General features: G+C 59.9%; 14 protein-coding genes. 13 read left to right on the top strand and 1 reads right to left on the bottom strand.

Annotated features, from left to right (window positions below; all coding sequences use genetic code 11):
* Positions 1-74: 74 nt before the first annotated feature.
* The 8 genes from H8F22_RS32115 to H8F22_RS32080 all read left to right on the top strand — a co-directional run bounded on the left by H8F22_RS32115 (position 75) and on the right by H8F22_RS32080 (position 7999).
* Positions 75-320, top strand: a complete 246-nt coding sequence (locus H8F22_RS32115) for a type II toxin-antitoxin system Phd/YefM family antitoxin (RefSeq protein ID WP_194941127.1) — start codon at positions 75-77, stop codon at positions 318-320.
* A gap of 126 nt (positions 321-446) precedes the next feature.
* Positions 447-875, top strand: a complete 429-nt coding sequence (locus H8F22_RS32110; RefSeq protein WP_027926009.1) for a MarR family winged helix-turn-helix transcriptional regulator — start codon at positions 447-449, stop codon at positions 873-875.
* Entirely contained in the window at positions 872-2944 is a 2073-nt protein-coding gene (locus H8F22_RS32105) for an FUSC family protein (RefSeq protein ID WP_027926008.1), read from the top strand. The genes H8F22_RS32110 and H8F22_RS32105 overlap by 4 nt, the downstream gene beginning before the upstream one ends.
* A complete protein-coding gene (locus H8F22_RS32100; RefSeq protein ID WP_027926007.1) occupies positions 2941-3150 on the top strand; it encodes a DUF1656 domain-containing protein in 210 nt (69 codons plus the stop codon). Before H8F22_RS32105 ends, H8F22_RS32100 begins: the two co-directional genes overlap by 4 nt.
* Complete coding sequence (locus tag H8F22_RS32095; protein WP_194941126.1) at positions 3147-4034, top strand: efflux RND transporter periplasmic adaptor subunit; 888 nt, start codon at positions 3147-3149, stop codon at positions 4032-4034. Before H8F22_RS32100 ends, H8F22_RS32095 begins: the two co-directional genes overlap by 4 nt.
* Positions 4031-5479, top strand: coding sequence for an efflux transporter outer membrane subunit (locus tag H8F22_RS32090; RefSeq protein ID WP_194941125.1), 1449 nt, complete (start codon positions 4031-4033; stop codon positions 5477-5479). Before H8F22_RS32095 ends, H8F22_RS32090 begins: the two co-directional genes overlap by 4 nt.
* An 82-nt stretch (positions 5480-5561) precedes the next feature.
* Positions 5562-6197 carry a hypothetical protein gene (locus H8F22_RS32085; RefSeq protein ID WP_027926004.1) on the top strand — a complete coding sequence of 212 codons (636 nt, stop codon included), beginning with the start codon at positions 5562-5564 and terminating at the stop codon, positions 6195-6197.
* A 293-nt stretch (positions 6198-6490) separates the two neighbouring features.
* Positions 6491-7999 (top strand): YdgA family protein, encoded by a 1509-nt coding sequence (locus H8F22_RS32080; protein WP_027926003.1) that lies wholly within the window; start codon positions 6491-6493, stop codon positions 7997-7999.
* A 75-nt stretch (positions 8000-8074) separates the two neighbouring features.
* Here the strand turns inward: H8F22_RS32080 and H8F22_RS32075 are convergent, their stop codons facing one another.
* Positions 8075-9604 (bottom strand): apoptosis inducing factor family protein, encoded by a 1530-nt coding sequence (locus tag H8F22_RS32075; RefSeq protein ID WP_194941124.1) that lies wholly within the window; start codon positions 9602-9604, stop codon positions 8075-8077.
* Positions 9605-9742: 138 nt separating this feature from the next.
* Here H8F22_RS32075 and H8F22_RS32070 point away from each other — a divergent pair, with 138 nt between their 5' ends.
* The 5 genes from H8F22_RS32070 (at position 9743) to H8F22_RS32050 (ending at position 13510) form a co-directional block, all read left to right on the top strand.
* Complete coding sequence (locus H8F22_RS32070; protein ID WP_027926001.1) at positions 9743-10303, top strand: YbhB/YbcL family Raf kinase inhibitor-like protein; 561 nt, start codon at positions 9743-9745, stop codon at positions 10301-10303.
* Positions 10304-10391: 88 nt separating this feature from the next.
* A complete protein-coding gene (locus H8F22_RS32065) occupies positions 10392-12095 on the top strand; it encodes a vWA domain-containing protein (protein WP_059181857.1) in 1704 nt (567 codons plus the stop codon).
* 1 nt (position 12096) lies between these two features.
* Positions 12097-12663, top strand: coding sequence for an RNA polymerase sigma factor (locus H8F22_RS32060; RefSeq protein ID WP_027925999.1), 567 nt, complete (start codon positions 12097-12099; stop codon positions 12661-12663).
* Positions 12660-13241 carry a hypothetical protein gene (locus H8F22_RS32055; protein ID WP_027925998.1) on the top strand — a complete coding sequence of 194 codons (582 nt, stop codon included), beginning with the start codon at positions 12660-12662 and terminating at the stop codon, positions 13239-13241. Before H8F22_RS32060 ends, H8F22_RS32055 begins: the two co-directional genes overlap by 4 nt.
* Before the next feature lie 20 nt (positions 13242-13261).
* A complete protein-coding gene (locus H8F22_RS32050; protein WP_027925997.1) occupies positions 13262-13510 on the top strand; it encodes a hypothetical protein in 249 nt (82 codons plus the stop codon).
* Positions 13511-13752: the final 242 nt, after the last annotated feature.

The following is a 13752-nucleotide window of genomic DNA, read 5'->3' as shown; positions in this document are numbered from 1 at the left end:
TCACAGGTTTTTTGAAGGTTATGGGCCTGGCTGAAGTAATTTCATGAAAACAGATTCTATGCAGAGATCAGCTCATGCAGCGGTTGTTGGCAGAAAAGGTCATCGGCATCTCCGAGTTTGCTCAGAACGCAGGTGATGGGGTACGGGAGGCGCAACAGGAGCCAATCGCAGTTCTAGAGAACAACAGAATCCAGGCGTATCCGATTTCGGCAGATTTGTATGGCGCGATGCTGGAGCGTCTGGATGATTTCGATTTGGCGGTGCTTGTTCTTGCCCGCAGTGGTGAAGACTCCGTGCCTGTGAGCCTTGATGCTCTGTAGAAGTGTTCAATCCGCAGGTGAATTGTTTCAAAACTTGACCACCTTTCCCCCCAAATGCGATATTGATAGTTAGCAAACTAACAGTGTGTATTTCCCCTCGTGCCGAAAAACCTCGACGCTCTCCAGATGAACATCAGCAGCTCCATGGTGGTGGCCGCCAGGCATTGGCGGAAGATCTGCCAGACCACGCTGGTCAACTATGGAATCTCCGAAGCCTGCGCCGTCCCGTTGTTGATGATCGGGCGCTTGGGCGAGGGCGTGCGGCAGGTGACGGTGGCGCAGGCGGCGGGGATGGAGAGTCCGTCCCTGGTGCGTTTGCTCGATCAGTTGTGTCATTCGGGCTACGTCTGCCGCACCGAAGATGCCCATGACCGGCGCGCCAAGTGCCTGAGCCTGACCGCCACCGGTCGCGAATTGGTGCAGGCCGTCGAAATCGAGCTGGTGCGATTGCGCCATGAAGTGCTTGAAGGCATCGACCAAAGCGATCTGGAAGCTACGCTTCGGGTACTGAAAGCCTTTGAAGCGGCGAATTCGCCGTCGGTGGTCAACCCTTGAGCGGATTTTTCAGCGGTATGCCCGCGGCGCGAGACTGGTTCTACGGTGTGCGTACTTTTGCCGCCTCGATGATCGCGTTGTACATCGCCCTGCTCATGCAAATGCCGCGTCCGTATTGGGCGATGGCCACGGTCTACATCGTGTCCAGCCCCTTTGTCGGTCCTACCAGTTCGAAGGCGCTGTACCGTGCCATCGGTACCTTTTTTGGCGCGGCGGCCGCGGTGCTTTTTGTGCCGATGTTTGTCCAGAGTCCCTACGTTTTGGTGGTGGTTATTGCGCTGTGGACCGGGACGCTGTTGTTCCTGTCCTTGCACCTGCGCACCGCCAACAACTACGCCTTGATGCTCGCCGGTTACACCTTGCCGCTGATCGCCTTGCCAGTGGTGAACAACCCGTTAGGCGTCTGGGATGTGGCAGAAGCGCGGACGGAAGAAATCTTCCTCGGCATCGCCGTGGCAGCGGTGGTCGGCGCCATGTTCTGGCCGCGGCGGCTGGCGCCGGTGTTCAACGACTCGGTGAGCAAATGGTTTGCCGATGCCTCGACGTACAGCCTGCGTTTCCTCAGCCGCCAGGTGCAGCCGGACGAAGTCAGTGCGCTGCGCTCCGCCATGGTCACGACCTTCAATACCCTGGAATTAATGATCGGCCAGTTGCCGCACGAGGGCGCGCACCGGCAAACCGTGCGCAACACCAAGGAATTGCGTGGGCGCATGATTCACCTGTTGCCGGTGATCGACGCCCTCGACGACGCGCTGTATGCCCTTGAGCGGCGTACGCCCGAGCTGGTGGAGAAGTTCGCACCGTTGCTGGCCGCTGCGACCGAATGGCTCAATCACAAAGACGCCGACCTCGCGCGCTGGCAGGCGCTGAAAGAACAGCTTGAGGCCCTGCAACCGTCCGCCGAAGCGCTTAACGATCGCAAACAGCTGCTGTTCTCCAATGCGTTGTATCGCCTCGGCGAGTGGATTGATGTGTGGCAAGACTGCCGCAGCCTGCAATACGCCATCCAGTGCGAAAGCCCGGACAGCTGGCGCGCCGTGTATCGCCACTGGCGCCTCGGTCGCCTGTCACCGTTTCTCGACCGTGGGTTGATGCTCTACTCGGCGGCCTCGACGGTCACCGCGATCATCGTTGCCTCGGTGCTGTGGATTCTGCTTGGCTGGACCGATGGCGGCTCGGCAGTGATTCTGGCCGCCGTGTCGTGCAGCTTTTTCGCCTCGATGGATGACCCGGCACCGCAGATTTACCGATTCTTCTTCTGGACCGCGATGTCGGTGGTGCTGGCCAGCCTTTACCTGTTTCTGGTGCTGCCCAACCTGCACGATTTCCCGATGCTGGTGTTGGCGTTTGCCGTGCCGTTTATCTGCATCGGCACCCTGACGGTCAAGCCGCAATTTTACCTGGGCATGCTCCTGACCCTCGTCAACACCTCGTCGTTTATCAGCATTCAGGGCGCCTACGATGCGGACTTCCTCAGTTTCGCCAACTCCAACCTGGCCGGCCCCATCGGGCTATTGTTTGCCTTCATCTGGACCCTGATCGCCCGGCCGTTCGGTGCGGAGCTGGCGGCCAAGCGGTTAACCCGCTTCAGTTGGCGCGACATCGTCAATCTCAGCAAACCGGCGAACCTGGCCGAACACCGGCAATTGGGCGTACACGTGCTCGATCGTCTGATGCAGCACTTGCCGCGTCTGGCCATGACTGGCCAGGACACCGGCATTGCGTTGCGTGAGGTGCGTGTGGCGCTGAACGTGCTCGATCTGCTGGCTTACACGCCGCGAGTGGACGGTGTACCGCGAGCGCTGCTGCATCAGGTGGTGGCGGAAGTCGGTGAGTATTTCAAGGCCTGCCTGAAGGCGGATGAGCGTCTGCCGGCCCCCGGCCCGTTGCTGATGACCCTCGACCGCGCCCGCCGGGCACTGGACACAAATTGTGATGAGGATGCCCGTCTGAATTTGTTGCATGCCCTGAGCGGCCTGCGCCTGGCGTTGTTGCCGGGCGTGGAATTCGTAAGCGTGGGCGAACTCGAAGAACCGCTGCCCCATGGCATCGATGGAGCGCCTTTATGATCGGTGATGTGGACATCAGCGGGGTGTTTCTGCCCACGCTGCTGGTACTGATGGGCATTACGTATGTGTTGTACCTGCTGGTGCACGGGTTGCTGATGCGCCTGCACTTTTACCGTCTGGTCTGGCACCGGGCATTGTTCAACGTGGCTCTCTACGCTTTGCTGCTCGGCGCCGTGGACTCACTCAGTCGATACCTGATGACATGAAAAAACCTTTTTTGACCCTGGGGCGCGTGGTGCTGACCCTGTTGATCGTGACCTTCGCCGTCGTCGTGGTCTGGCGCATGGTGATGTACTACATGTTTGCGCCGTGGACCCGCGACGGGCATATCCGTGCCGACATCGTGCAAATCGCCCCGGACGTGTCCGGGCTGATTCAGCAAGTGGACGTGCGCGACAACCAGTTGGTGAAACGCGGGCAGGTGTTGTTCAGCATCGATCAGGACCGTTTCAAACTGGCACTGCGCCAAGCTAAAGCGACAGTCGCCGACCGTCAGGAAACCCTGGCTCAGGCGCAACGCGAGGCCAAGCGTAACCGTGGCCTGGGCAATCTGGTGCCGGGCGAGCAACTGGAAGAAAGTCAGTCCCGGGTGGCTCGCGCCGAAGTGGCGTTGATGGAAGCCCAAGTGGCGGTGGACAGCGCTCAACTGAACCTCGATCGCTCGACCATCCGCAGCCCGGTCGATGGCTATGTCAACGACCGTGCACCGCGGGCCCAGGAATTCGTCACCGCCGGGCGACCTGTGTTGTCGGTGGTCGACAGCAATTCATTCCACATCGACGGCTATTTCGAAGAAACCAAACTGAACGGCATTCATGTCGGCCAAAGCGTCGACATCCGCGTGATCGGCGACCGCGCGCGGCTGCGTGGTCATGTGGAAAGCATCGTCGCCGGCATCGAAGACCGCGACCGCACCATCGGCAACAACCTGCTGCCCAACGTCAACCCGGCATTCAGCTGGGTGCGCCTGGCACAGCGGATTCCGGTGCGGATTGTCTTTGACGATGTGCCGGCGGACTTCCGCATGATCGCCGGGCGGACTGCGACCGTGTCGATCATCGACGATCAACCGCAGGAGCCGGCGAAATGAGCAAGGCGTCGGGTTTGGCGGTTGCCGGATTAGGTTTGCTGCTATCGGCGTGTCAGGTCGTTGGCCCGGATTACCATTTGCCCGACGAAGCGGCTGTCCATCGACCCGATTTGCAGGGCGATCTGGCGGTCGACGGCAAAACGGTGGTGTCCGCCCCGGTGCCGGCCGATTGGTGGCGCCTGTACAAGGACCCGCGACTCGACCAGTTGGTACAACAGGCCATGGCGTCCAATACCGATTTGCGCGTTGCGGCGGCCAGTTTGTCGCGCTCCCGTGCTCAGGTCGATGAGGCAGAAGCGGCGGGTGGCTGGAGCGGCGGTGTGAAGATGGGCGCCCAGCGATTGCAGGAGTCTGGCCAAGCGTTCCTGATTCCGGAAAAAGTGCCGGTGGCCAACGTCGGTGATATCGGCATCAGCGCGTCGTACCAGTTCGATCTGTTCGGCACGTTGCAGCGTGGCATCGAAGCGGCCAAGGCCAACGCCGATGCGACGCAGGCAGCTGCCGATACGGCTCGCATCACCGTGGTGGCCGACGTGGTCCGAGCCTACACACAGGTGTGCGCGGCCAATGAGGAGCGGGAGATTGCCCAGCACTCCCTCGACCTGCAGGCCCAGAGCACCACGCTGATCCAGCGCCTGCGCGATGCCGGCCGTGGCGACGAAACCCAGGTCACCCGTTCGCAAACCCAGTTCAAATCCCTGCGCGCCGACATGCCGCGCTATGAGGCCTCGCGTCAGGCCGGGCTGTATCGCCTGTCGATGTTGCTGGCCAAGCCAGTGGATCAACTGCCGGCCGGCACCGCCACCTGCCACGAGCTGCCGAAAATCGCGCAATTGATTCCGGTGGGCGATGGCGCCGCATTGCTCAAGCGTCGTCCCGATGTGCGGCAGGCCGAGCGCCGGCTGGCGACTGCGACGGCCGGGATTGGCGTCGCCACGGGTGAGCTGTACCCGAACATCAGCATTGGCGCGACCATCGGCACCGTCGGTATCCTCGACGATCTCGGCGACCCGTCCACCAACCGTTGGGGCTTCGGTCCGTCGCTGACCTGGAACGTGCCGACCAACGGCGCCCGGGCACGCATCCGCGAAGCCGAAGCGGTGACTCAGGCGACGCTGGCGCATTTCGATGGGGTGGTGCTCAACGCTATTCGCGAAACCCAGACCAGCCTGGCCCAGTACGCTGCGTTGTTGCAACGTCGTGACGCCCTGGCAGACGCCGAGCAATCGGCAAGACTGGCAGCGGACCAGACGCATCGTTTCTTCCAGGCCGGGCGCGAATCATTCCTGGCGGACCTGCAAGCGACCCGCACCTACACGGACGTCACTGCGCAACTCGCCGCTGCCAACACCCAGGTGGCCGCCAGCCAGATCGATTTGTTCCTCGCCTTGGGCGGCGGCTGGGAAAGCGGACGAACGCAAGGCACGAACGCCAGCAAACCCTGAGGCCGTTGCTATGCTTTGATTTGATGGAGTCGCGAGTCGACTTCATCGATCAAGCTCGCGTTGGTCATGGGGATTAAAAATAATGAAAAACCCTTATGCTCCTGGCTTTTGGTGCGCTATTGCAGCATTGGTTTTGCTGTCGGCCACCTATTTCTACGGCATCATGCTGGCCCACCAGATCGACAAGGCGCTGGTGTTTCTCGACAGCGCCACCGCGCTCATCGCCGTGATGGCGATCGTGGTGGTGGCCTGGGCTTCCGTCCAGGGTCAGCGCATCAAAAAAAGACAATTCGAACAAGGCAAGACCCTGGTGCTGATCTGGGATACCAAGGTGGCGCTGCGTCGTGTCGAAACGGTGTTTGACCAATATTTCTGGGGCAGCTACTGGCAACCGGGGCGCACGTTCCAGGAAGTCATGGGCGAACTCACTGGCACACCGCTGGAAAAAAGCCTCGAAACCTTGAAGAAGCAATGCCTGGCGTTGGATAAACAGGTGTCCGAGGACGGCTGGCACTGGCTCAACAATGCCCGCGAGCTGTCGGATGTCGCCACCAAGATGGCGCGGGAACGCTATCAACTCGACGTCTGTGATCCGCGCTCGGAGGTGACCGGCGGGGCGGTGATCAACCGCGACTTTGAGGTGCTGGTGTATACGTGGACGGCGCGGCTCAAGAGCTTTGATCATCAGCTGGATGAGATGGAAGTGCAGTATTCCTGATGTGTGTTGGCTGGGATGACGCCATCGCGAGCAGGCTCACTCCTACAAGGGTTCTGTGAACGACACATAACCTTTGTAGGAGTGAGCCTGCTCGCGATGGCGATTTCATATCCGCCGAAACTCTCAACCGTCCCGAGTAGTCCATAGACACTCTTTAACCTTTAAACATTGGGCCGCCCGATGCGCCTAGTGCTAATCTCCACCCCACTTTTAGCGGAGTCGAGCCGCAACCCCCTCAAGGGTTCAGGGAAGACGACGACACCTTCAAACAACGGACATTGACTGGGTCATTCATGAATAAATCAGCAGGCGTGCTTCTTGGAATCGTCGTAGCCATCGGTGCAATCAGCGCGGGTGGAGCCTGGTACACCGGGACCAAAATCGAAGGCGTGTTGAACACCTCGATCGCCGACGCCAACAAAGAGCTGAAGGCTGCGCTGGTCGGTTCCAATGGCACGGCCTCGCTGGAGCTGGTGTCGCTTGAGCGTCATGTGTTCAGCAGCACCGCGCACTACCGCCTCAAGGGCGAAGGCGAGATGTTTGGTGAAGCCCCGATTGAGTTGCTCTTTGTCGACCACATCGAACATGGCCCGCTGCCGTTCTCGCGTCTGGTCTCGTTGAAGTGGTTGCCGGTCATGGCCACCAGTCACTACGAACTGGAACGCACCCCGCTCACCGAGAAATGGTTTGCTGCCGCCAAAGACAAATCCCCGCTCACCGGCGTGGTCAACATCGGTTACGACAACGCCACCAATGGCACCCTCGAATTCCTGCCACTGGATGTCGCGCTGGATGACAAGTCCAACCTGAAATTCTCCGGTTTGAACCTCGAAGTCGCCGCCAGCGCCCAGGCCCAGAAGATCAAGGCCAACGGCTACATGGACAGCCTGACGCTGACCACCGTGGCTGAAGATCAGACCCCGGTGAAGGTCGAGCTCAATGGCCTGACCATGGCCAGTAACCTGGTAAAAAGCACTTACGGTTTTTACACCGGCGAGAACACCCTCGAGCTGAGCGACAGCAAATCCACCTTCGGTCCCAAGCAATCGGTGCTGGGCCTGAAGAAATTTGAAATGAAAAACCTGACCGAGGAATCGGGCACCAGCGCTTCGGGGCGTGCCGATTACAAAGTGGGTGAAGTGTCGGTGAACGGCAAGGCGGTCGGTTCCGCGCAAATGGCCATGAGCCTGAAGAACCTCGATATCCCGGCGACCATGTCGCTGATGCAGGTCTACCAGACCAAACTGCAGCCTTACGAGAAAGCCGCCGCCGAGGCCGCTGCGGCCGGTCAGCCGTCTCCAGAACTGGTCCTGACCCCGGCCGAAGAGGCGCAGGTCAAAACAGGCCTTGAAAAACTGCTGGCTGCCGGCCCGCAGGTGGCGTTGGAAAACCTGTCGTTCAACACCACCAATGGCGAAAGCCGCGCCAATCTGGTGCTCGACCTGACCAAACCACCGACCATGGACCTGCCGCCCGATCAACTGACTCAACAGTTGATTGCACTGCTGGATATCAATGTAAAAGTGTCCAAGCCAATGCTCGTCGACGTGTTCACCGTGCAAAGCCAGCTTGATGGTCAGACCGACGCCAAGCTCATCGCCGACCAGGCGACCGCCACGGCCGACATGTTCGGCAGCATGGCGGTCGGTACGCAATTCGCCAAACTGGACGGCAACAACATCGTCAGCAAATTTCACTACGCCAACAATCAGGTGGAATTCAACGGCCAGAAAATGACCGTAGAAGAGTTTGTGGGCTTCGTGATGAGCAAAATCGGTGGTGGTGCTGAAATCCAGGAATAAAACCAGTCGTTCAAAACAACGCCCGACTTCTGCTGCACGCAGAGGCCGGGCGTTTTGCTGTCGGGTGTTTGCCTGCTAACTCATGTCCCGAATCAGTTGCCACGCTTCATCCATTGAGAGCGGCTGCTTCATGCGTTCGGCGAGCAGCGCCATGGCCCGTTCTTCATCGCAGGCAACCGCAGCCGCCACTACGCCGTTCTTGCCGAACAGGCCTATAAAGGGCGGGCGGTAGGGATCACCCTTGAACTCCACTTCGTCCCAGGCTTCGGCATGGCCGAGATAGTCGTAGTTTTTGCCGAAGTGCCAGGTCCAGAAATACGGTACGTCGAGGTAATGCTCGTCAGCGCCTAGCATATTCGCGGCGGCGATCCGCGCCTGTTGTTGAGCCAGGCGCCAATGCTCGATGCGCTGAGGCTGGCCGTTGAGCGGGAAGGTCGCAATATCGCCGACTGCCCACACCCCGTCGGTAACGCGCATGGCGCCATCGACCTTCAGCGAGCGGTCTTTTTCCTTGGGCAGATCGGTAAACGGATCGGTTGCGGGGGTGACGCCGATGCCGGCCAGCACCAGGTCCGCCGGCAAACGTTGACCATTGTCCAGGCACACCGCTTCGACGTTTTCCGTGCCTTCTATATAAGAGGCTTCGCCTTCGGTATGAAACACCACGCCATTGGCCTCATGAAGGGCGCGAATCGCTTTGCCGACGGTTTCGCCAAATTGCGCGACGAAGGGGATGGCATGCCGGGCCAGAACAGTCACTTCCAAGCCGTATTCACGCAGGGCTGACGCGGATTCCAGTGCTATAAAGCTGTCGCCGATGATTACTGCGCGCTGGCCGGGTTTTGCCGCCTGCAGAATCTCCCGTGCCTGATCTTTTGAGCGCAACACGAACACTTGCGGCAAATCCGCGCCAGGCAGCGTGAGAGGATTGGGCTTGCCGCCGGTGGCAAGCAACGCGGCGTCATACCTCAACGATCGACCCTCAGTCAGCCGCAGGGTTTTGCTCGACGAGTCCAGGCTGGCGACTTCACCGCTGATGCGCTCGATACGCTGTTCGCGATAAAACGCCTCGTCCCTCAGCGGCGGGATTTCTTCCGGCGGCATCTCCCCGGCGATAACAAATTTGCTCAGGACGGTGCGGTCGTAGCCGGCATCGACTTCGCGGTCGATCAGCAGCACTTGGCCGCCGAAGCCCTTTTCGCGCAGCGCCGCCGCACACGCCGTACCGGCCGCCCCGGCCCCGACGATGACAAATGTCCGTTCGTCGTCTGCCGGCGGTGTATGCGCATCGGCTAATGGCTGGTCGTCGACCCAGATCTCGCCCTCGCGTACTTCCAGCGGATAGCGCTTGAGACTGTCCAGGGCCGGCGGTTCGCACAATGCCCCGTCCTCAATCCGATACGCCGCTTTGTGCCACGGGCAGATCAAGCGTCCGTGGCACAGCGCGCCTTCCGCCAACGGTGCCCCGGCATGCGGGCATTCGCCCTGATAGGCGCGTAACTGATCGCCCACTCGCAACAAAACGATTTTGGTGTCTGCAACCCGGACTTCAAGGCCCCGGCTCTCGGACACATCGGCGAAATGCGCAACGCGGTGCAGTGCCATGATGGCTCTCCAGACAGACTTTCACTTAAGAGTTTGGCGCTTTACGCGAGGTTCAGCCAATTCCCACTGCCACCGCACGAACGGTACAGCTATAGTTCGCAAGCCGACGACGGCCCTATCCGCACAAGGTGCTCCGGAATGACCCGATTGACCTCTCTGAACCCTTGGCTGGCGGCCGTTGCAGTCGCCCTTTGCGTGCAATTTCCGGCGCAGGCCCAGGAGCGTTTCACCCTGAACATTCCAGGTGTAACGGATGACCGGCTGTTTACCTCGGCGGCTGCCAGCGATGCTCCGGGTTGTGGCGGACACAATGCGTCACCGGCGCTGAACTGGAACACCGGTCCGGCGGGAACACTGAGTTATGCCATCGTCATGCACGACCCGGACGGCCAAAAGGGCCAAGGTGTTGATCATTGGGTGCATTACGGCATCAAGGCCACCACGCACCAGATTCCTGCCGGCGTCGGGGCAAAATCAGCCCTTGAAGGTGTCAGCGGCACCAACAGCAAAGGCACCCCCGGTTACATGGGGCCCTGCCCACCGACTGGCGACAGCGCCCATCACTACATTATTCAGTTGTATGCGCTGGACCTCGCTCCAGACGCCTTGCCTGCCGGCCTGACGCGTGCGCAACTGCTGGAAAAAATCAAAGGTCATGTGCTGAGGAACAGCAGCGTGGTGCGCCGTTACCACCGCTGAGTTTAATTTTCAGCCGGTTTAACCCGAACCTGAACGGGAGCTCGTCTCAGAGGATGAATGGATCAATTTCCTCCTGAGGTCAGCCCCCATGTCCCTCCCTCTGCATTTCCTCCGCCCGGCCGCCCAGGGATTCACCACCGGGTTGCTGCTGGCCATCGCCGGTTGCGGCGTTTCCTCCGCACCCGATTCCGCGCAAGTGTCGCCACCGGCTCAAAGCGAGATGAAGGCGGCTGGGGTGGTGCGCAGTGAAGCGCCGCTGGCGGATAGGTCGATGGCCAAGCGCAGCGCACGTCCGGCACCGGTCGCAAGTGTTGCACCTGAGTCATTCCCACCGGGGTATCGGGATGAACAGCGAGAGCAATACCAGGCGCTGGCGGACAACCCCATCCACAGCGTGGCCGAGGCGCCGGTCTCGACCTTCAGTGCCGATGTGGATACTGGCGCTTACGCCAACGTCCGACGGTTACTGAATCAGGGGCGCTTGCCTCCCGACGGCGCTGTGCGCCTGGAGGAAATGGTCAATTACTTCCCCTACGACTATCCGTTACCCACCGACGGCTCGCCATTCGGCGTGACCACTGAAGTGGCATCGTCACCCTGGAACCCGCATACGCGCCTGCTGCGCATCGGCATCAAGGCGTCTGACCGCGCGGTAGCGGAACTGGCCCCGGCGAACCTGGTGTTTCTGGTGGACGTGTCCGGTTCAATGGACCGCCGCGAAGGTCTGCCGCTGGTCAAAAGCACCCTGAAATTGCTGGTTGATCAATTGCGCGAACAGGATCGTGTTTCGTTGGTGGTCTACGCTGGCGATTCGCGTGTGGTGCTCGAGCCAACTTCCGGACGCGAAAAGGCGAAAATTCGTACAGCAATCGATCAATTGACCGCCGGCGGTTCGACCGCTGGCGCGTCGGGCATCGAACTGGCCTATCAAATGGCGCAGCAGGCGTTTATCCCCAAGGGAATCAACCGCATCCTGCTGGCCACCGACGGTGACTTCAATGTCGGCATCAGCGATTTCGATAGCCTCAAGCAACTGGCTGTGGATAAACGCAAGACTGGCGTTTCCCTGACGACCCTGGGTTTTGGGGTGGATAACTACAATGAACACCTGATGGAGCAACTGGCCGACGCCGGGGACGGTAACTACGCCTACATCGACAACCTGCGTGAAGCGCGCAAGGTGCTGGTGGATCAGCTCGGCTCAACGCTCGCGGTCGTGGCGAAGAACGTCAAGCTGCAAGTGGAGTTCAATCCGGCTCAGGTCAGCGAGTATCGACTGTTGGGGTATGAAAATCGGACGTTGAAGCGCGAGGATTTCAGCAACGACAAAGTCGATGCGGGCGAGATCGGTGCAGGGCACACGGTGACGGCGCTGTATGAAATTGTGCCCAAGGGTGAGAAGGGATGGCTGGAGCCTTTGCGCTATGGCAAACCTGAGTCGTCCGTTTCCGGGAGTTCCGGAGAACTGGCGATGCTGCGAGTGAGGTATCAGCTGCCCGAAGGTGGGAATAGTCGCTTGATCGAGCGACCCATCACTGACAGTCAATCCGGCAAAGCCAGCGATGACCTGAGGTTTGCGGCGGCCGTCGCCGCGTTTTCCCAGCAGCTTAAAGATGGGCGGTATACCGGTGATTTCAGTTTGAGGGACACGCAAGCACTGGCTCGCGGTGCGCGGGGAGAGGATCGATTCGGGCTGCGTGCCGAGTTCGTGCAGTTGGTAGCGTTAGCACAAAGCCTGCGCACCACGACGGCATCGAACAGTGAGCCGCTTATTAAAGGAGGCTACAACTGACATGTCAGCTCTTGAGCCGGGCGACGAAGCGCTGCTGGCCCGTTATCGAGCAGGTGACGGGCCAGCGTTCGAGATCTTGTACGCTCGCCATCGTTTGGGCCTCTATCGATTCCTGCTCGGCCTCAGCGGTAAACCCGAGCTGGCCGAAGAGGTTTACCAGGACACTTGGCTGAGCCTGATTCGCAGTACCAGTCAGCCACAAGGTCGGGCGAACTTTCGTACGTGGCTTTACCAGATCGCCCGTAATCGACTGATCGATCACTGGCGTAAGCACGGAGTCCACAACCCCTTGCACGACAGCTATGACGAACAGGCTCATGCAGTCATTGATGAGGCGACCGATCCGGAGCAACTGCTAAGCCTGAGTCGCGACAGTCAGCGCTTGGAAACGGCGCTGCAAAATCTGCCTGCTGACCAGCGTGAGGTCTTCCTCCTGCGTGCCCATGGCAATCTCGATCTGGCGCAGATCGCCATGCTCATTGGAGCACCGCTGGAAACCGTCAAAAGCCGTTTGCGTTACGCCCAGCAAAAACTGCGTCGGCTGCTGGCCGAGGAGGTACTGATATGACTGACGCCCGTCCTGCACCTGAAGATGATGTGGTGAAGCACTTTCGTGAGCACGCGACGGGTGAACCGCCGGCTCATCTGGATTCATTGATCCTTGCCGTGGCCCATAAGGAAGCTCCGGTGCCGAAGCCAAACCTGTGGCAGCGCTGGATTCAGGCGTGCCAGAAGCCTCGCTGGCAGGTTGCGTTTGCCAGCCTTGTGGGTGTCGCGTTGATGCTGGCGTTGGCGCAGCGTACGCCGGAGCAATCGCCGGGCTATGACTTCGTCACGGCGCCCAAGGCATCCGCCCCGGTCGTCAAAAAAGAAGCTGCGCGCTCTCTGGCTGCCCCGGCGGCGCCGATGGCCGATGTTGCTGCGCCCGCGCAGAGCGAGCCGATTAATGCCGAGAGGGCCGAAGAGGCGAAAATTGCTAAACGTGCAGCGGCGCCGGCAATAGCGCTGGATGAGCAACTGCGTGAGGTGGTGCGCCTGCAGAATGCCGGTCAGGTACAGGCGGCAGATACATTAATGAAGGCATTGCACAAACGCTTTCCTGACGAAAACGTCGAGGCCCGACTCAAGGAAATGCCCAGAAACTGAGTTGCAAGACGGTCAGCCATTTGGCATCCGTGCCCGAAAGCGCGCACTATCGGGTCGTAGCCGATGCGTTGGAGGAAGCCGTGGCGAAAAAAATCGATCGCATCGCCCAAATGCTCAACTGCCCCGTGAAGGGGGAGGAACTAAGACGGGCAATTACTGAGAGTCGTAAGGATTTCCTCCTTAACCAACCGGAAGCGGAGGAGGTTGATGAGGAGGACTTTGAGGACGATGAGGAGTGGGACGACGATCTCGACTGGACGACCGAGTAGTCGCGTCGCTGGTTTACCCAGCCAATGCGGCTTGGGAGGGGGCTGAAAAGGCCTCTGTAGTACAGGCGTTCGGACGGGGAAAGAAAGTTCAAAAAGAGACTTGACGTAGTATTGGAACGCTGTAGAATTCGCCTCCCGCTACCGAGTGATCGGAAGCGCAAGTGGTTGAAGTTGTTAGAGATTTCCAAGCGAAACTTTGAAAACTTCTGAAAATAACCGCTTGACAGCAACAGAGGCTGCTG

It is taken from the genome of Pseudomonas mucoides (assembly GCF_015461845.1).
In the GTDB taxonomy this organism is placed as follows: Bacteria; Pseudomonadota; Gammaproteobacteria; order Pseudomonadales; family Pseudomonadaceae; genus Aquipseudomonas; species Aquipseudomonas mucoides.
The sequence above is the reverse complement of the archived record's forward strand: the minus strand, read 5'-3'. Positions and strand labels throughout refer to the sequence as shown.

Bases quoted from the DNA above. Each gene is read 5' to 3' on its own strand.
- H8F22_RS32115 (WP_194941127.1), top strand. From the start codon at position 75: ATGCAGCGGTTGTTGGCAGAAAAGGTCATCGGCATCTCCGAGTTTGCT.
- H8F22_RS32110 (WP_027926009.1), top strand. From the start codon at position 447: ATGAACATCAGCAGCTCCATGGTGGTGGCCGCCAGGCATTGGCGGAAG.
- H8F22_RS32100 (WP_027926007.1), top strand. From the start codon at position 2,941: ATGATCGGTGATGTGGACATCAGCGGGGTGTTTCTGCCCACGCTGCTG.
- H8F22_RS32095 (WP_194941126.1), top strand. From the start codon at position 3,147: ATGAAAAAACCTTTTTTGACCCTGGGGCGCGTGGTGCTGACCCTGTTG.
- H8F22_RS32090 (WP_194941125.1), top strand. From the start codon at position 4,031: ATGAGCAAGGCGTCGGGTTTGGCGGTTGCCGGATTAGGTTTGCTGCTA.
- H8F22_RS32085 (WP_027926004.1), top strand. From the start codon at position 5,562: ATGAAAAACCCTTATGCTCCTGGCTTTTGGTGCGCTATTGCAGCATTG.
- H8F22_RS32080 (WP_027926003.1), top strand. From the start codon at position 6,491: ATGAATAAATCAGCAGGCGTGCTTCTTGGAATCGTCGTAGCCATCGGT.
- H8F22_RS32075 (WP_194941124.1), bottom strand. From the start codon at position 9,604: ATGGCACTGCACCGCGTTGCGCATTTCGCCGATGTGTCCGAGAGCCGG.
- H8F22_RS32070 (WP_027926001.1), top strand. From the start codon at position 9,743: ATGACCCGATTGACCTCTCTGAACCCTTGGCTGGCGGCCGTTGCAGTC.
- H8F22_RS32065 (WP_059181857.1), top strand. From the start codon at position 10,392: ATGTCCCTCCCTCTGCATTTCCTCCGCCCGGCCGCCCAGGGATTCACC.
- H8F22_RS32060 (WP_027925999.1), top strand. From the start codon at position 12,097: ATGTCAGCTCTTGAGCCGGGCGACGAAGCGCTGCTGGCCCGTTATCGA.
- H8F22_RS32055 (WP_027925998.1), top strand. From the start codon at position 12,660: ATGACTGACGCCCGTCCTGCACCTGAAGATGATGTGGTGAAGCACTTT.